At 62.0% G+C, this 18,292-nt stretch carries 12 protein-coding genes; 11 read left to right on the top strand and 1 reads right to left on the bottom strand.

What is annotated here, in order from left to right; genetic code table 11:
• Positions 1-93 precede the first annotated feature (93 nt).
• The 8 genes from C9F12_RS16365 (at position 94) to C9F12_RS16330 (ending at position 12,673) form a co-directional block, all read left to right on the top strand.
• On the top strand, positions 94-891 hold the full coding sequence (locus tag C9F12_RS16365; RefSeq protein WP_108449575.1) for an undecaprenyl-diphosphate phosphatase: 798 nt from the start codon (positions 94-96) through the stop codon (positions 889-891).
• Positions 892-912: 21 nt separating this feature from the next.
• Complete coding sequence (locus C9F12_RS16360) at positions 913-2,022, top strand: FAD:protein FMN transferase (RefSeq protein WP_108449574.1); 1,110 nt, start codon at positions 913-915, stop codon at positions 2,020-2,022.
• Between the two features lie 97 nt (positions 2,023-2,119).
• Positions 2,120-3,484 carry a bifunctional UDP-N-acetylglucosamine diphosphorylase/glucosamine-1-phosphate N-acetyltransferase GlmU gene (gene glmU, locus C9F12_RS16355; RefSeq protein ID WP_108449573.1) on the top strand — a complete coding sequence of 455 codons (1,365 nt, stop codon included), beginning with the start codon at positions 2,120-2,122 and terminating at the stop codon, positions 3,482-3,484.
• Between the two features lie 90 nt (positions 3,485-3,574).
• On the top strand, positions 3,575-5,413 hold the full coding sequence (glmS, locus tag C9F12_RS16350; RefSeq protein ID WP_108449572.1) for a glutamine--fructose-6-phosphate transaminase (isomerizing): 1,839 nt from the start codon (positions 3,575-3,577) through the stop codon (positions 5,411-5,413).
• Between the two features lie 567 nt (positions 5,414-5,980).
• The gene (locus C9F12_RS16345; RefSeq protein WP_108449571.1) at positions 5,981-7,630 is read left to right on the top strand and encodes a BCCT family transporter; all 1,650 of its coding nucleotides are present in this window, start codon (positions 5,981-5,983) and stop codon (positions 7,628-7,630) included.
• A 1,048-nt stretch (positions 7,631-8,678) separates the two neighbouring features.
• Complete coding sequence (locus C9F12_RS22950; protein ID WP_240184280.1) at positions 8,679-9,983, top strand: DcaP family trimeric outer membrane transporter; 1,305 nt, start codon at positions 8,679-8,681, stop codon at positions 9,981-9,983.
• 194 nt (positions 9,984-10,177) lie between these two features.
• The gene (locus C9F12_RS16335; RefSeq protein ID WP_108449570.1) at positions 10,178-11,026 is read left to right on the top strand and encodes a DUF72 domain-containing protein; all 849 of its coding nucleotides are present in this window, start codon (positions 10,178-10,180) and stop codon (positions 11,024-11,026) included.
• A gap of 306 nt (positions 11,027-11,332) precedes the next feature.
• Entirely contained in the window at positions 11,333-12,673 is a 1,341-nt protein-coding gene (locus tag C9F12_RS16330) for a sodium-dependent transporter (protein ID WP_108449569.1), read from the top strand.
• 444 nt (positions 12,674-13,117) lie between these two features.
• Here C9F12_RS16330 and C9F12_RS16325 read toward each other — a convergent pair whose 3' ends face one another.
• Positions 13,118-13,330 carry a hypothetical protein gene (locus C9F12_RS16325; protein WP_045994480.1) on the bottom strand — a complete coding sequence of 71 codons (213 nt, stop codon included), beginning with the start codon at positions 13,328-13,330 and terminating at the stop codon, positions 13,118-13,120.
• Positions 13,331-13,628: 298 nt separating this feature from the next.
• On the opposite strand from C9F12_RS16325, the gene hexR reads away from it, so the two are divergent.
• From hexR to aqpZ, 3 genes are all read left to right on the top strand, one after another.
• A complete protein-coding gene (gene hexR / locus C9F12_RS16320) occupies positions 13,629-14,489 on the top strand; it encodes a transcriptional regulator HexR (RefSeq protein WP_108449568.1) in 861 nt (286 codons plus the stop codon).
• 84 nt (positions 14,490-14,573) lie between these two features.
• On the top strand, positions 14,574-16,778 hold the full coding sequence (uvrD, locus tag C9F12_RS16315) for a DNA helicase II (RefSeq protein ID WP_108449567.1): 2,205 nt from the start codon (positions 14,574-14,576) through the stop codon (positions 16,776-16,778).
• Between the two features lie 745 nt (positions 16,779-17,523).
• Positions 17,524-18,231 carry an aquaporin Z gene (gene aqpZ, locus C9F12_RS16310; RefSeq protein ID WP_108449566.1) on the top strand — a complete coding sequence of 236 codons (708 nt, stop codon included), beginning with the start codon at positions 17,524-17,526 and terminating at the stop codon, positions 18,229-18,231.
• The last annotated feature ends 61 nt before the right edge of the window (positions 18,232-18,292 follow it).

Below are 18,292 nucleotides of genomic sequence, written 5' to 3'. Positions count from 1 at the left end.
TTGGAGGGTGCTCCGGACAGCGGACAAGAACGCCCGTGGAGTGTATGCTCTTGCGGGCGTTTTGCCTGTTACCCCTCGCTTACGGGTCACTCCATGGATTGGCTACAGATTGTCGTTCTCTCCCTGATTCAGGGAATCACCGAATTTCTTCCGGTATCGAGCTCCGCCCACCTGATACTGGTCCCCGTGTTCAGCGACTGGCCGGACCAGGGACTGGCCTTCGACGTGGCCTTGCACCTGGGAAGCCTTGGCGCGGTGGTCGTCTATTTCCGCGAAGAGATCCTGCGCATGCTGTCGAGCTGGTGCACCAGCGTCGTCGGTCGCGGCACCGACCAGGACGCCCGGCTGGCCTGGTGGGTGATCCTCGCCACCATTCCGGTGGGACTGGCCGGACTGCTGTTCAAGGATATCATCGAGCAGTACGCCCGCTCGCCCATGGTGTTGGCCTTCGGTCTGATCTTCTTCGGCCTGCTGCTGGGGCTTGCCGACTGGCGCTTCAGGGGCTCGCGCAGCGAGTATCAGTTGCGCTGGAGTGACGCCCTGTGGATCGGCATCGGCCAGGCGCTGGCGCTGATCCCCGGCACTTCGCGCTCCGGCATTACCATCACGGTGGCGCTGATGCTGGGCATGGGGCGCGAAGCCGCGGCCCGCTTCTCGTTTCTGCTGTCGATTCCGGTGATCGTGCTGGCGGGAGGGCTCGAAGCCTGCGAGCTGATTCAGACGGGTGTCGATGTGCACTGGGGCGACATGGCGCTCGGCACGCTGCTGTCCGGCGTCAGCGCCTACCTGTGCATCCATTTCTTCCTGTCGTTCATCAAGCGCATCGGCATGCAGCCCTTCGTCGTCTATCGCCTGCTGCTCGGCATCGCCCTGATCTGGCTGTTCGGCTGAAACACCTGAAGAGACCCACTCATGACTGGATTCAAGTTCGCTCGGCGTGAATGGCTGAAAACCTGGCTGGCGCCCCTCCTGATGGCACTGCTGGTGTCCGGCTGCAGCGACGAGGCCACCACTCGCTCGCCGGTCACCCTGGAGGGCGACATCTTCGGCACCTTCTACCAGATCACCCTGGCCGACCCGCTGACGCAAGAGCAGGTCGAGGAGATCGAGCAGGGCGTACTCGACGAGATGCACGCGGTCGACGCCTCCATGTCGACCTGGCGCGAGGATTCGGAGCTGTCCGCCTTCAACCAGTCACCGCTGGGGCAATGGCAGCCGATCTCCGATGAATTCATGGAGGTGCTGGCCATCAGCCAGTCGGTCAACCAGCAGAGCCACGGCGCCTTCGACGTCACCGTCGGTAGTCTGGTCAATCTGTGGAGCTTTGGCCCCGAGGCCCGTCCCCGGGAAATCCCCGAGGAAGAGGTACTCGAGCAGCGCTTGTCTCAGGTCGGCATGGACGCGCTCGAGATCGACACCACCGAGGCCCAGGCTCGTCGCCTGCGTGACGTCTACGTTGACCTGTCCGGGGTGGCCAAGGGTTTTGCCACCGATGAGGTGGCGGCCTATCTGGATCGTCAGGGAATCGCCAACTACCTGGTCAACCTTGGCGGAGAGGTCAAGGTCAAGGGACGGCGTGACAGCGGCAAGGGACTGTGGCGCATCGGTATCGAGGTGCCCGAGAACGGTACCCCCAAGGCTCAGCACGTGGTGGGTCTCGATAACGTCTCGGTGGCGACTTCCGGTGACTACCGTCACTACTTCGAGGCCGATGGCAAGCGATACTCGCATACCATCGATCCTCGAAACGGACGACCGATCACCCATCGGCTGGCCTCGGTGACGGTGGTGCATCCGTCCAATGCCTGGGCCGACGCCTGGGCCACCGCGCTGAGCGTGATGGGCGAAGAGGAAGGCATGCAGGCCGCCATCGACCAGGAGTTGCCGGTAGTGATGCTGGTGCGTCAGGGTGAGGGGTGGGAAAGTCGGGTCAGCCCCGCCTTTGTGGCCCGTTTCGGGCAGGAGATGGTCGATACCCTGGGGCTGACGGTGGTGACGGACGACGACACCCCGCTAGAATAGAAGCGCTGTTCTCTCACGACGGATCGCTGAAACCGTAGGTCGGTTCGGTACTGTTGCGATATTTGCTTCGATCTTTTGTTTTAGACAAGGAGTCACGATGAGCCTCGATGTGGTGATTCTCGCCGCCGGACAGGGCACCCGCATGCGCTCGAGCCTGCCCAAGGTGCTGCATACGCTGGCGGGCAAGCCGATGGTCCGTCATGTGGTCGATACCGCCCGGGGTCTCGATGCGGATCGCACCCACGTGGTCATCGGGCACGGTGGCGAGCGGGTTCGCGATGCCCTGGCCGACACCGAGGTTCGCTTTGCCCATCAGGCCGAGCAGAAGGGTACCGGTCACGCCGTCGCCCAGGCGCTGGGCCAGCTCGGCGAAGGCAAGGTACTGGTGCTCTACGGTGACGTGCCGTTGATCCGCCGGCAAACGCTGGCGGCCTTGCTGGAGCAGGTGGACGAGCGCCATATGGGGCTTCTGACCGTGACCCTGGACGACCCGGCGGGATACGGTCGCATCGTGCGTGACGACCAAGGCGAGGTGGTGGCCATCGTCGAGCAGAAGGATGCCTCTGAAAGCGAGCTTGCGATCACCGAGTGCAACACCGGCATCATGGCCATGACCAGCGCCCAGCTGAAGCGCTGGCTGCCTGAGCTGTCGTCGGACAACGCCCAGGGCGAGTACTACCTGACCGATGTGATCGCCATGGCCGCCGCCGAGGGTATCGCCGTGGCCACCGCCCAGCCGTCGCGGCCGATGGAGGTCGAAGGCGTCAACAATCGCGCACAGATGGCGCGGCTTGAACGGGCTCACCAGCGTGACATCGCCGATGGGCTCATGGAAAAAGGCGTGGCCCTGGCGGACCCTGATCGTCTCGACGTGCGTGGCAAGCTGAGCTGCGGGCATGACGTCTTCATCGACGTGGGTTGTGTGTTCGAAGGCGAGGTGGAGCTCGGCGAAGGCGTGCGCATCGGCCCCTACACGGTGATACGCAATAGCCATGTTGGCGCCGAAAGCGTCATCGAGGCCCACAGCATCGTCGATGGTGCAGTATTGGCCGGGCTGAACCAGATCGGTCCCTTCGCCCGCCTGCGTCCCGGTTCCCGCCTGGCGGTCAAGGCCAAGGTCGGTAACTTCGTCGAGACCAAGAACGCCGAGGTGGGCGAGGGCAGCAAGATCAACCACCTGAGCTACGTGGGTGACGCCCGCCTGGGACGCGAGGTCAACATCGGCGCCGGTACCATCACCTGCAACTATGACGGTGCCAACAAGCACCGCACCGAGATCGGTGACGCCGCCTTCATCGGCTCCAATTCGGCGCTGGTAGCCCCGGTCAGTGTCGGCGAGGGCGCCACCGTCGGTGCCGGTTCCACCATCAGCCGCGACGTCGCCGATCATAGCCTGGCGGTGACGAGGTCTCGTCAGATCGCCAAGGCCAACTGGCCGCGGCCGACCAAGGACGAGGATTGACGGACGCTTCCGCCCGTTTCTGCCGTTGCGGCCCCCTCTCGATTGCTGGTCAGCGGTAGCCAATAACGAACCTCTCAAGGAGTGACCCCTATGTGTGGCATCGTCGCCGCGGTGGCCCAGCGCAACGTACAGAACATTCTGCTCGAAGGCCTCAAGCGTCTCGAGTACCGCGGCTATGACAGTGCCGGCATGGCGGTGCGTAGTCCCAAGGGCACCCTGGTGCGCCAGCGCGCGGTAGGCAAGGTGGCCGCGCTCGAGGCGCGACTGGAGGATTCGGCGCTGCTGGGGCTCAGCGGTATTGCTCACACCCGCTGGGCGACCCACGGTCGCCCCAGCGAGCCCAACGCCCATCCCCACCAGTCGCGTGATCGCCTGGCGGTGGTACATAACGGCATCATCGAGAATCACGAGCAGCTGCGTCGGGAACTCACCGATCAGGGCTATGTGTTCGAGTCCGAGACCGATACCGAGGTGATCGCCCACCTGCTGGAGCGTGAGTCCCGCCTTGACGGTGATCTGCTCAGCGCCTTCCAGCGGGTCGTCGCCGGCCTCGACGGCGCCTACGCCCTGGGGGTCATGGCGGTGGACGAGCCCGATGTGGTGGTCGGCGCGCGCAAGGGCAGCCCGCTGGTGGTCGGCGTCGGCATCGGTGAGGCCTTCCTGGCATCTGACCCGCTGGCGCTGCTGCCGGTGACCGATCGCTTCATCTATCTGCGTGAAGGCGACGTGGTGCGGCTGTCCGCCAATGGTCGCATCGAGATCTTCGATGCCGAGGGGACCGCCGTCGAGCGTGAGGTCCAGACCTTCGAGCATGGTGATGGCGCCGCCAGCAAGGGCGAGTACCGCCACTTCATGCTCAAGGAAATCCACGAACAGCCGGCGGTGATCGCCGCGGCGCTGGAAGGCCGCCTGGGCGACCGCTCGGTGCTGGTGGAAAGCTTCGGCCCCGACGCCGAGCGTCTGTTCCAGCAGGTCCGCCAGATCCATATCGTGGCCTGCGGCACCAGCTATCACGCTGGCATGGTGGCGCGCTACTGGCTCGAGCGCTACACCGGCATCCCGGTGCAGGTGGAGGTCGCCTCCGAGTATCGCTACCGCCAGGTGGTGGTGCCCCAGGGCACCTTGTTCGTGACCCTGTCCCAGTCCGGCGAGACCGCCGACACCCTGGCTGCGCTGCGTTTTGCCATGGAGCAGGACAACTACCTGGGCAGTCTGGGTATCTGCAACGTACCGGGCAGCTCACTGGTGCGCGAGGCCGACCTGAGCTTGATGACCCAGGCCGGCCCAGAGATCGGCGTGGCCTCCACCAAGGCCTTCACCACCCAGTTGACCGCGCTGATGCTGTTCGCCCTGGCGCTCGGACGAGTGCGTGGCATGGATGAGGACGAGCAGGCGGACATTGTTGCCGCACTGCGGACCCTGCCGGCGCTGTGCAGCCAGGTGCTGGGGCTGGACGAGGCCATCGAGCGGTTGTCCACGGCCTTCGCCGAGAAGCACCACGCGCTGTTTCTGGGACGTGGCGCCCACTTCCCCATCGCCCAGGAAGGCGCCTTGAAGCTCAAGGAGATTTCCTACATTCACGCCGAGGCCTACCCGGCGGGCGAGCTCAAGCACGGCCCTCTGGCGCTGGTGGACAGTGAGATGCCGGTGATCTCGGTGGCGCCCAACGACGAACTGCTGGACAAGCTCAAGTCCAACCTGCAGGAGGTCAGGGCTCGAGGCGGCGAGCTGTACGTGTTCGCCGACGAGAATGTCGGCCTGAACGCCAGCGAGGGCATCCAGGTGCTGCATCTGCCCCACGTCCACGAGGCACTGGCGCCGATCCTCTACACCCTGCCGCTGCAGCTATTGTCGTACCACGTGGCGGTGCTCAAGGGGACCGACGTCGATCAGCCGCGCAACCTGGCCAAGTCGGTGACGGTGGAGTAGACATACCGTCTAGAGAGAGTATGGCAGCGGTCGCAGACTCGGCGTGACGGAAGGGAAATCTTCCCATCAACTCCAGAGAAGGTGTTGATGCAGTCCGTTCTTGTTCTTGGTGGCTAAAGAGAGTGCGGTGACACCCCGGTGTCCCGCGCTCTTTTTTGCCTGGGAATGGGGTCCGCTTCAGTTCAAGGATGGAGAGCAAGCCACCGATCAATCAGACAGGACTGCCGCCAAATAGCCCGGCACCGGATTTGACGATATCTCGTTGCGTTCTCGGTGGTGATGATTCTGATGTGCTATACAGTCATCAAGGCGCTGAACGGAAAGCGGCGTCGCTTTCGCTGATATTTCCACGCGTTATTTGCGGTCCCCCCTGTTGTGCTGACCTGCACGGGGTAGAGGGTTTCAGGGGAGGGCTGCTGTTTCCGGTGCACATAGTGACGCCGAGGGCTCAATCTTTCCGCTACTGGTAAGGGAGCGCCAGCTCTCATCGCTTGTCCTGTCACACCAACAGCTGACGTGTGCGAGACTCACTCGGCCAGTGTGTTTCCATCCACAGGAGCATCATTCATGAGTACTCAAAGCGAGCAGGCTCCAACCCCGGTTTCGGACGACATGCAGACGGACTATACCGTCGGGCAAGACAACTTCGAGGGCAGCCTGGGGCCTATCGGCTTCGACATACATAATCGGGTCTTCGCCATCTCGGCGCTGGCCTCGATTGTCTTCATCGTGCTGACGCTGCTGTTCCCCGAGCGAGCCGGTAATCTCTTTCAGTCCATTGTCAGCTTCTCCACCGGCACCCTCGACAGCTACTTCATGATCGTGGTGGACGGCTTCATCCTGTTCTGTCTGGCACTGGTCGTGCTGCCATACGGCAAGGTCCGTTTGGGCGGCCCCGACGCCACGCCGGAGTATGGCTACCTGTCCTGGTTTGCGATGCTGTTCGCGGCCGGCATTGGCATCGGCCTGCTGTTCTTCGGCGTGCTGGAACCGGTCTATCACGCCAACGTCTCCTCGCCGCTAGGCACGCCCTCGCCCTTCGGCAGCGACGGGGAACTGAACGCTGAGGCCATCGCAGACGCCACCGCCATGGGGCTGGCCGGCACCTATCTGCACTGGGGCATCCACGGCTGGGCCGTCTACGTGGTGATGGCGCTGGCGCTGTCCATCTTTACCTACAACAAGGGCCTGCCCTTCTCCATCCGTTCGGCGTTCTTCCCGCTGCTGGGTGACCGCGTCTGGGGCTGGTGGGGCCACGTCATCGACATCCTGGCGGTATTCTCGACCCTGTTTGGCCTGGCCACCTCGCTCGGCCTCGGCGCTCAGCAGGCCAACGCCGGCATGAACTTCGTCTTCGGCCTGGACGTCAGCATCACCACTCAGGTGGTCGTGATCGCAGCCGTCACCGCAGTGGCGCTGGTCTCGGTGTGGCGCGGTCTGGAAGGTGGCGTGAAGCGGCTTTCCGAGATCAACATGGGAATGGCCGTGCTGTTCTTCTTCTTCGTGCTGTTCGCCGGCCCGACCCTGGCGGCGCTCGCCGGCTTCTGGGCCGGCCTTGAGACCTACGTGACGAAGTTCATCCCGCTGTCGGCCCCCTTCGGCCGCGAGGACGACGCCTATCGCCAATCCTGGACCATCTTCTACTGGGCCTGGTGGATCAGCTGGGCGCCTTTCGTCGGCATGTTTATAGCCCGCGTCTCCCGGGGGCGCACGGTGCGTGAGTTCGTGATCTGTGTGCTGGTGATCCCGAGTCTGTTCATCTTCATCTGGATGGGCGTGTTCGGCGCCACCGCCCTCGACCAGCTATATGCCAATCCGGCTGGCAGCCTGGTCAAGGAATACGTGATCGACAGCTACAGTCCCGAGCTGTCTCTGTTCGCCATGCTCAACGAGCTGCCGCTGTCGGGCCTGATGTCGACCCTGGGCATCATCCTGGCGCTGATCTTCTTCGTCACCTCGTCGGATTCCGGCTCGCTGGTGATCGATACCATCACCGCCGGTGGCAAGATCGATGCACCGCGCCCTCAGCGCATGTTCTGGGCCACGGTGGAAGGTTTGATTGCCATCGTACTGCTGATCGGCGGCGGGCTCTCGGCGCTCCAGGCCGGAGTCACGGCTACCGCGATCCCCTTCTCGGTGGTGATGATTGTGATGTGCTACACCATCATCATGGCGCTGAACGGCGAGCTTCGTCAGTTACGCCGCCGGGGTGGCTGAGTCCTCTCATCATGCGAAATCTGTCGGCTTTCTTTGGTTGTAGATGCTCTATCTGCTGGCACAACAACGGCGACTGACCCCGTTTTGCTGCATCCAACTTTGCCCGGCCTCACGAGGTCGGGCTTGTTCCCTTCCTGTTGTGTAGTTCTGAGGGAAGCGTAGGCTCAAGTGTCGCCGCAGATCCAGGAGGTGCGGTCGAGGACAACGCGATATTCCGTCTACCGGGGTATGGCTCCCCTTAGCTCGATAGATCAATGTTCAAGTCATTGATGGTAATTAACACAGTTTTTCTAGATAGGCGCTAGAAGCGTGACGCGCTCGGTGCCGGCAGCCCAAATCCACATGAAGTGACGAAGAGCTCTTTCCAGAGTGACGTCGGCCGCGAGGTATCGCCGACGGCGCGACGAGTCAGCGTCATAGCTGCGAGGCCAAAGGTATCCTGGCGCAGCGCCGGGAGGTCTTGAGGCGACAAAGCAGCTTTATCCGGAGTGTTGGTCCTGGGACATCGGAAACCTCGGCCTGCCAGAGGTAGCGCACCTGAATCCCGAGAGGAATGCGGCGCCCCTGGCGGCAGGGTGTTAAAGAGTCAGAATCATTTCATGTGTCATCTGTGTTGACAGGCTCCGCTCTGCCGGTCCGAGAACCAGATCACAAAAACAGCACGTTGATGCAGTGGTATTTTCTTGAGGTCGGCCAGGCGCCGCTTCTACTGCTTATCGATATATGCTGTACCGGTACTTGATAAAGAAGAAAGCTCGGAATTTTCCATATTTTCCGGTTCTAGTATTATGAATTTGTAAGATATATTTCTATTGTTTTGCTAATTCGGACGCTTCTTTTTCGTGCTTCATTGGGCACAATATCAAACACCGTTCTCTAACCTTCGTTTCTATAGTCGTTAGTTAAGCGCTTGGTTATACGTGGTCGCCATTCCTGCGAGTGGTTTGCCGGTCATGCCTGGGTCTCCGAGCGTGCAGGCGTCGGTGATTCAGTTCAGCGACAGCCGCCATGACGACCGCCACGACAACGATAATGAAGGGGGACGGCGATGAGCGGATTGCGATCCACAAGCGCCTTGCTGACGGGAACCGGCCTTTGTCTGCTGATGCCGATCGCGGCAGAGGCGCAGACGTCGATGCAGGAACTCAATGAGCTGAAGGCCCAGATCGAACAGCTCAAGGCCCAACAGCAGGCGGCCATGCAACTGGTTGAACAGCAGCAGGCCCAGATCGATAACCTGATCAACCAGCAGGCCAGCATGCAGCAGGACGTCGCCGACGTCAGCGAGAACGTGGTCAAGCGCACCGACAGTGGCGACTTCCTGGTGGGAGATACCACGGTGTCCTTTGGCGGCTACATCAAGGCTCAGGCGGCGTTCTCCGACAATGGGCTCAGCGACGGCAAGGCCAACGAGACGGTGACGGCGGGGCTGTTGCGCGCCACCGACGATGACGCCGACAACCGCGTCAGTTTCAGTGCGCGGGAAACGCGTCTGAGCTTCGGTACCAGTACACCGCTGGGTGGCGATACCATGAAGACCTATATCGAGACGGACTTCTATGGCGCCGACGACGAAGCCAACGAATTTGTTTCGCACTCCTACGCGCCGCGGCTGCGCCACGCCTACCTGAGCTGGGGCAACTGGCTGGCCGGGCAGTACTGGTCAACCTTCATGGATCTCAAGGGGCTTGGCGAGATCGACGCCTTCAGTACCCATACCGGCTCGATCTTCGTGCGCCAGCCACAGCTTCGCTATACCTATCCGCTGGATTGGGGCAGCCTGCAGTTCGCGGTGGAGAACCCCGAGGACGGCGACGACGACCAGGACACCCCGGACATGGTGGCCCGGGTCAATGTGGACCAGGAGTGGGGGCATGTTTCAGCGGCCACCGTGGTCAGGCGCTTCAGCCTGGATGACGCCGAGGACGACGACAGTCGCTGGGGGGCCGGTTACAGCCTGACCGGACGATTCCCGGTGTTCGAAAAAGACGACCTCATGCTGCAGGCCAACTATGGCAACCTGGGACGCTACATGGCGCTGGGCGCCTACCCCAACGCCAAGGTGGAGGACGGCCAGATCAAGATGGTGGAGTCCTGGGGCGCCTCGGCCATCTATCGTCACTACTGGACCGACACGCTGCGCTCGAGCATCGCCTACTCGGCGACTGAACTCGACAGCAACGGTACCGGCGATGACACCGACAGCTACGACAGCTTCTTTCTCAACCTGATGTGGTCGCCCTTTGCCAACACCACGCTGTCGGCGGAGTACCAGCGCTACGACCTGGATGAGGTGGACGGCGATACCTTCGACCTGGACAGGGTTCAGTTCTCCGCCAAGTACGACTTCTAGAAGGCTGAAAAGCCCCTGTGTCCGTCGGCTTTTCGGACAGAGTCCCGGCTGAGGGAAAGAAGTTCCGGCGCTTGACGCCGCTTGCAGCTTGTCAGCATCGCCCCGTTCGGCAACACCGGGCGGGGCGATGCTATGCTGGCATCCCTGAATCCGTCGAGTCTGCCTTCTTGAACGATCGATCAGCGCAACCGCCCATGTACATTGGTCTGCCAATGTGGGCCAATCCCGACTGGCGTGGTGGTCTCTACCCACCCCACGCCGGGCGCGAGGGTTGGCTCAACGACTACGCCGCCGTATTCAACGCCGTCGAGGGAAATACCACCTTCTACAGCGGGGCGCCCAGGCCACGGACGGTGGAAGGCTGGTCCCGCCAGGCGCCACCGAGCTTTCGCTTCTGCTTCAAGCTGCCCCAGGCGCTGACACATGCAAAACGATTGCGCCAGGTCGAGACCGATGTGGGCGACTTCGTCGAGGCCCTGTGGCCACTGAAGGACCGCCTCGGGCCGGTCATGATTCAGCTCCCCAGGGACTTTGGTCCTGAGGAGGTGCCTGCTCTGGAGAAGGTTCTACGAGATTGGCCACAAGACGTACCCTGCGCAGTAGAACTGCGCCACAGTGAATTTTTCCACAAGGGGAGCGCCGAGAGAGATATCAACGCCCTGTTGATAAGTCATGGCGCCGATCGCGTGATGCTGGATGTCAGGCCGTTGTTTTCCGGACCGCCCGAGGCCCATTCGGGATTGATCCAGGCTCGTGCGGAAAAGCCAAGACGCCCACTACACGTGATCTCTACAGCAAAATTTCCTGTGATTCGTTTCATTGGCCATCTTGACAGCGCCATCAACGAGCACTATTTCACCCCCTGGATAGACCAACTCACCTTGTGGATAAAACAGGGGAAAACCCCTTTTCTTTTTGTGCATACGGCGGATAATCGCCAGGCCCCGGAACAGGCCAGAAACCTGTACGCCAGAGTCGCCGATAGAATGGGGTGGCAGGCATTGCCCGGGTTTCCGGGAGATCGACAGAATCAGCTGCTTTGACCATTGTTGGCTGGCGTTTGTTATTGTCATACGCTAGTTTTGTCGGCTGTTCGTCACTTGCCACGGGCCAGAGACGGTCGCCTCCTTATCCTTGGCTGGTGACTCGCCTGGACCCACCGGTCTCGACCAGCGCGAACCCTGCGCTGGGGAAGAGTGGTGTGCCGGCAGTGATCCTGCTGACATCCGTCAGACCCCTTGTACATCGGTGGATCCGTGACCCGGACCATCGAGGACGTGGCGACTACAAACACAACGCCGTCATTGCATCCGATCGATCGATGACGACACGTATCCGAAGGGTGATTTATGTCCAAAACGACACACGCGCAGTGGTCATCGCGCTTTTCCTTTATCCTCGCCGCCACCGGTTCCGCTGTCGGGCTTGGTAATATCTGGAAGTTTCCCTACATGGTGGGCGAGAGCGGTGGTGCCGCCTTCGTGCTCGTCTACCTGCTGTGCATCGGCCTGATCGGCCTGCCGATCCTGGTCACCGAGTGGATGATCGGTCGGCGTGGGCAAAGCAATCCGGTCAATGCCATGGCCAGCGTCGCGGCCAAGGCCGGTCAGCCCAAGGTCTGGGCCCTGGTCGGCGTCGCCGGGGTCATCGGTGCCTTCCTGATCCTGTCGTTCTACAGCGTGATCGGTGGCTGGTCGCTGTACTACACCCTCGGCAGCGTGACCGGTGACTTCAGCGGCCAGGACGCCGACGGTATCGGCGCCTTGTTCAGTGGCATGCTGGCAAGCCCCGGTCTGCTGCTGCTGTGGCACTCCATCTTCATGCTGCTGGTCATCGGTATCGTTGCTCGCGGCGTGACCAAGGGCCTGGAAGGCGCGGTCAACGTGTTGATGCCGGCCCTGGCGCTGCTGCTGGTGGTGCTGGTGGGCTACGGCATGACCACCGGCCACTTCGGTGAGGCGTTGAACTATCTGTTCAACCCGGACTGGTCCGCACTCAATGGTGAGGTGGTACTGGCGGCGCTGGGACACGCCTTCTTCACCCTGTCACTGGGCATGGGCATCATGATCGCCTACGGTTCCTACCTCGGCGAGAAGGTCGACCTGATCAAGACAGCGCGCACCGTGGTGATCATGGATACCGTGATCGCACTCGGCGCGGGCCTGGCGATCTTCCCGATCGTGTTTGCCAATCAGCTCGACCTGGCCTCCGGCCCGAGCCTGATCTTCGTCACCCTGCCGCTGGCCTTCGGCAATATGGGCGGTGGCCTGATCCTGGGCCTGATGTTCTTCCTGCTGCTGACCTTCGCCGCCCTGACCTCGGCTATTTCGCTGCTCGAGCCGGTGGTCGAGTTTGTCGAAGAGCGCACGCCGCTGTCGCGTTCCGCATCGGCGGTGGTCTCTGGCATCGGCGCCTGGGCGCTGGGTATCGCCGCTCTGCTGTCCTTCAACGTGTGGAGTGACCCGGTACTGTTTGGCCTCGGGGTGTTCGACCTGCTGGACAAGCTGACCAGCAAGTTCATGCTGCCGTTGACCGGCCTGGGTGCCATCCTGTTCGCGGGCTGGTTCCTCAACCGCAAAGGCGTGGCCGAAGACCTCGGTCTGTCCGGTGGCAAGGAAGCCCTGTGGGTCGCCTTGACCCGCTTCGTGGCGCCCATCGGTGTGGCGGTGGTGTTCATCTCCAGCCTGTAACAGGCGCCATTGCTGCACGCCAGACCAGAGACCCGGCCTTGTGCCGGGTCTCTGCGTTGATAGGCAATGCCAGACGATCCATCGGAACCGGGCGGCAGGGCAAGACTGCCCGTACAGAGTGACCAGAGGCGGAGGTCAACGAGGTGGCAGTGGGGCCTCAGCGGGAGTCCAACGACCGTCAGTGCTTGTTCATTGATGCCTGCAGCCAAAGACATGCATTTGGGAGAGCATGCCAGGAGGGACGCTTGACGGTGCCTTTGACGCGCCTGGGGCTTTCAGGCGACAGACACTCGATGGCGAGTCTCGTCGGTGCGATTCTCGCAAGGGATGGGCCGGCCGTCGCTATAGCCAGCGGCCAGGCCCCGAATATGGTTCAGACCCGCGTTGTTGGCGGTCTGGCGCACGTCGGGCCGGCGGCCACGCGTGCTGGTTCAGTCTACCGGGTCAGTGCATTTCGTCGTCGTTGCCGTCTTCCGGCAGTTCGGCGATGTCTTCGGATAGACGCTTGAATTCCCGATGAAGCTCGATGCCGCGGCGGGCTCGCAGGTTGCGTTGGGCCGCGGTGCGGGAGCGCCTTTCGTGTTCGGCGACTTCCATGCTCATGAAGATGTCGAGGAGTTCACTCTTGACGGAGGATAACCTTTCGACATTACGCATGATCGATTCTCCTATGCAGTGAATGTGCCGGCATCCAGGACGCTGCGCGACACTGCCCTTTTACTATACCCCAGTTGACAAAAAGATGACGGTGTGGACGTCAATCCTGCAACGTTCTGCCAACGCTAGAAAAAAATCCATCCGGTTGCGCAGGGGCGGCCTGGGGGCTCGATGCATGACGCAGCACAGGGCGCATTTGACGCCGTCATGGGGCATACTGGAACCAGACCGGATCGATAGCGACGGGCATTGCGCCCTGCCAGCTCCGGGTCCTCCCAGCCAGTCAAAGGAGTAGAGGGTGAGTCGCGCGCTGTTTGATGAAATGCGACGTCGCATGGAGCACTTCCGTCGGTCGGAGCAGAAGGTCGCACGCTTCGTATTGCGCAACCCCGACGAAGTTATCCACATGCGTATCGTCGATCTGGCCACCGAGGCCAAGGTCAGCGAGCCCACGGTGGTACGCTTCTGCCGGGCCCTGGGCTGCAACGGCTTTCAGGACTTCAAGTTGAAGTTGGCGCAGATGCTGGCGTCGGGCAGCCAGTTCGCGCAGTTCTCGATGAATGACAGCGACTCCGTGGCCGAGTTTTCCCACAGCATCTTCGATTCCACGGTGGGAACCCTGCTGTCGATCAGGGACCGGCTCGACAACGAGGCGTTGAACAAGACGATCAACGCCCTGGCCATGGCCAATCGCGTCGAGTTCTACGGCTACGGAGCCTCCGGTGCGGTGGCCTTCGACGCTCAGCACAAGTTTTTCAGGCTGCAGATTTCCACCGCCGCCTACGCCGATCCGCACATGCAGAACATGTCGGCGGTGACCCTCAAGGAAGGCGACGTGGTGGTGGCGATCTCGCAGACCGGCCGCACCCGGGCACTGGTGGCCAGCGTCAAGCTGGCACGGGAGGCGGGCGCCACCGTGGTCGGTCTCTGTCCCAGCGGCTCCCCGCTGGCGGGCGAAGTCGACCTGCCGTTGTACATCGATGTGCCCGAAGACACCGAGATATACACGCCCATGAGTTCCCGTATCGCCCATCTGGTACTGGTCGACGTGCTGGCGGTGGGAGTGGCGAAGACCCGGGGCCCCAAGCTCGCCGAGCAGCTCAAGGCGGTAAAGCGCAGCCTCAACCCACTGCGCTATCCGGAGTCCGATCCTTCCTGACCGAGGGCGCCCTGCCTGTCCATTTATCCAGCATCGCTGTGATAGACTGGGCGCCCATTTTCGATCTCGAGCGGTGCCTTCTCCATGGACGACGTCACGGCGATCATCGACGGCCTCAATGCGGCGCAGCATGAGGCGGTCTGCGCTCCCCAGGGCAATATGCTGGTGCTCGCCGGCGCCGGTTCCGGCAAGACCCGCGTGCTGGTCCATCGCATCGCCTGGCTGATGCAGGCAGAAGGTCTCTCGCCCTACGCGGTGCTGGCGGTGACCTTCACCAACAAGGCCGCCAGGGAGATGCGCACTCGCCTGGAGGCGTTGCTGGGGATCTCGCTGCGCCACGTCTGGGTGGGTACCTTTCACTCCATTGCCCACCGCCTGCTGCGTACCCACTGGCAGGACGCTCGTCTGCCCCAGCACTTCCAGATCATCGACTCCGATGATCAGCTACGTCTGATCAAGCGCCTGTTGAAGGACAACAAGATCGATGACGAGCGTTTTCCGCCCCGTCAGGTGCAGTCGTTTATCAGCGGCTGCAAAGAGGAGGGATTGCGTCCTCACCAGGTCCGGATCAACGGTGACGCCTACGTGGAGCAGATGGTGGCGCTGTATGACGTCTACCAGCTGACCTGCGAACGTGGCGGCCTGGTCGACTTTGGCGAGCTACTGCTCAGGAGCCTCGAGCTGTTGCGCGACAATCCTGCTCTGCTGGCCCACTATCAGGAGCGCTTCGCCCACGTACTGGTCGACGAGTTCCAGGATACCAACACCCTGCAGTATGCCTGGCTGAAGCTGTTGACCGGACAGCGCACGCCGATGACGGTGGTCGGCGATGACGACCAGTCGATCTACGGCTGGCGCGGGGCGCGGGTGGAGAACATTCGTCGCTTCGAGCAGGAGTTCAGCGACACCAAAACGGTGCGCCTGGAGCAGAATTATCGCTCCACCAGCGCCATCCTCGACGCCGCCAACGCCCTGATCAAGCAGAACTCGGATCGCATGGGCAAGGAGCTGTGGACCGCCGGCAGTCGTGGCGAACCGATTTCGGTCTACGCCGGTTTCAACGACATGGAGGAGGCGCGCTTCATCGTCGACACCATCAAGGAAAAGGTCGACGAGGGGTTCAAGCGCCAGGAGGTGGCCATCCTCTATCGCTCCAACGCCCAGTCCCGCGTCATCGAGGAGACCCTGATCCGCCAGGGCATGCCCTACCGCATCTACGGGGGCCAGCGCTTCTACGAGCGCCTCGAGATCAAGAACGCCCTGGCCTACCTGCGGCTGCTGCTCAACCGCGACGACGATGCCTCGCTGGAGCGGGTGATCAATGTCCCTGCCCGCGGTATCGGTACCCGCACCGTGGAGGGACTGCGCGATCGTGCCCGTCGTACCGAAGTGTCGCTGTGGCAGGCGATCCACGACACCCTGGCCGAAGGCTCGCTCAAGGGGCGTGCGGCCAACGCCGTGGGTGCCTTTGCCAATTTGATCGAAGGCCTCGACAACGACACCTCGGGGATGGCGCTTCACGAGATCATCGCCCACGTGAATCAGCGCAGTGGACTGATCGACCATCATCTGAGCGAGAAGGGTGAAAAGGGGCAGGCCCGGGTCGAGAACCTGGAAGAGCTGATCAACGCCGCCCGTGCCTTCACCCAGGGTGAGACGCTGGACAACGTCGAAGCCGGGGAGGGCATGGCCGCGCTGGAAGCCTTTCTGGCCGAAGCTGCCCTCAACGCCGGCGAGCACGAGGCCGACGAATTCGAGGACAGCGTCCAGTTGATGACGCTGCACTCGGCCAAGGGACTCGAATTTCCCATCGTGTTCGTGGCCGGGGTCGAGGAAGGCCTGTTTCCCCACCGCATGTCGCTGGAAGAACCCGGGCGCCTGGAGGAGGAGCGCAGGCTCTGCTACGTCGGGGTCACGCGCGCCATGCAGAAGCTCTACCTCACCCACGCCGAGATCCGGCGCATGCACGGCAAGGAGACCTTTCAGCGCCCGTCACGCTTTCTGCGTGAGCTGCCGGAGTCACTGCTCGAGGAAGTGCGTCTGCGTGGCCAGGTGTCACGTCCGGTCAGCGCCCGGCCAGCGCCGTCGCGCTTCGCCCAGACGACCGTGGAGGCGAGCGGCGATCTACCTGCCTTGTCGCTGGGCCAGCGGGTGCGCCATCCGGTATTCGGGGAGGGGGTCATCCTCAACGCCGAAGGAGAGGGCGAGCGGGCCCGTGTCCAGGTCAGCTTCGAAGGCCACGGCGACAAGTGGCTGGTGCTGGGCTTCGCCAAGCTGGAAGCGCTGTAACGGGGTTCTCGCCCTGTCGGCGAGGCACCGGCGTTCGCCGGTGCCCCTCAGGCAACGTTGGAGGAGGGCTGATCGCAGTCCTCTGGCCTGATCAACGTATCAACAGATGGATGCCTCAGTCATGCCGTGTCGGGTCGGTTCGAACGGCGTGACGTCCTTTCTTTATTCGTCGGAAAGGTCGTGGCAGGCATCCTTGGCGGAACTATTGCCATTCAGGAGTAGTAGTTTGCCGTAACTATTATGAAATACTAAGAAGCATATCAGACGAACCATAACTGGTTTTTCGAGATGGCGATGCCTCGCTCATTTGCTAAATCTCCAATGTTGCTGAAGATAAACGAAGTGTAGGGAGGTTGATGGTGAATACTTTTCGTTTTTTGTTATGTGATTGATTTTCTTTGCCGATTTAATTTTATTGCGTGGAGTGGTAAAACAAATTAAATGGGCAGAAAAGGGGGTTTTTTTTCCCCATACGAGTGTTTTATAAAAAATTATTGTACTAAGGTGATGTTTTTTGCCGATGCCGGAGTCTGCCATTCGAGGTAATTGTTTTTCCAACGCGAAGTTATTTAACTCTGTTTTCACCATTCATTGCTTGCTCAAAGTCGTCGGCCGACGAAATCAGGACAGCGTCGCGCCGCTGTGACAGGCAAACTCGCCCCGGCTCCCTCTCGTCTGCGACGAATGGCATGGGCCGGGCAAGGTTGCGAGAGCTGGCGCTCGCATTGAAGAAGGAGAAGCAGGCATGAACAAGTTGGGAGCGGAGTTTTTCGGGACCTTCTGGCTGGTACTGGGAGGGTGCGGGAGTGCGGTACTGGCGGCGGCCTTCCCCGACGTCGGTATCGGCCTGCTCGGGGTCTCCCTGGCCTTTGGCCTGACCGTGCTGACCATGGCCTTTGCCATCGGCCACATTTCTGGCTGTCACCTGAACCCCGCGGTGTCACTGGGGCTCTGCGCTGCGGGACGCTTTCCCGTGTCTCAGCTGCCAGGCTACGTGATCGCGCAGGTGGCCGGCGGCGTGGCGGCGGCAGGGGTGGTCTACCTGGTGGCCTCCGGCCAGGCCGGATTTGACCTGTCCGGCGGCTTTGCCGCCAACGGCTTCGGTGAGCATTCTCCCGGAGGTTACAGCTTGACCGCGGCGCTGATTACCGAGGTGGTGATGACGGCGATGTTTCTGGTGGTGATCCTCGGTGCCACCGATTCGCGGTCGGCCGCCACGCTGGCACCGATCGCGATAGGCCTGTGTCTGACACTGATCCATCTGATCAGCATCCCGGTGACCAACACCTCGGTCAATCCGGCGCGCAGCACGGCGGTGGCGGTGTTCGTGGGTGACTGGGCGCTGGCGCAGCTGTGGTTATTCTGGGTGGCGCCGCTGATCGGTGGTGTGCTGGGTGCGCTTGTCTACCGCCTGATCGGAAGCGCTCGACCGGTGGGCGAGCAGGCGACCTGAGGTGAGTTGAGCAAGACGCAGGAAACCGGCCCGGCCATCGCCGGGCCGACCTGCGTGGTGG

The sequence above is a fragment of the Halomonas sp. BN3-1 genome, assembly GCF_003056325.1.
GTDB classification, from domain to species: Bacteria; Pseudomonadota; Gammaproteobacteria; order Pseudomonadales; family Halomonadaceae; genus Halomonas; species Halomonas litopenaei.
This window is presented reverse-complemented; position numbering and strand designations above follow the sequence as displayed.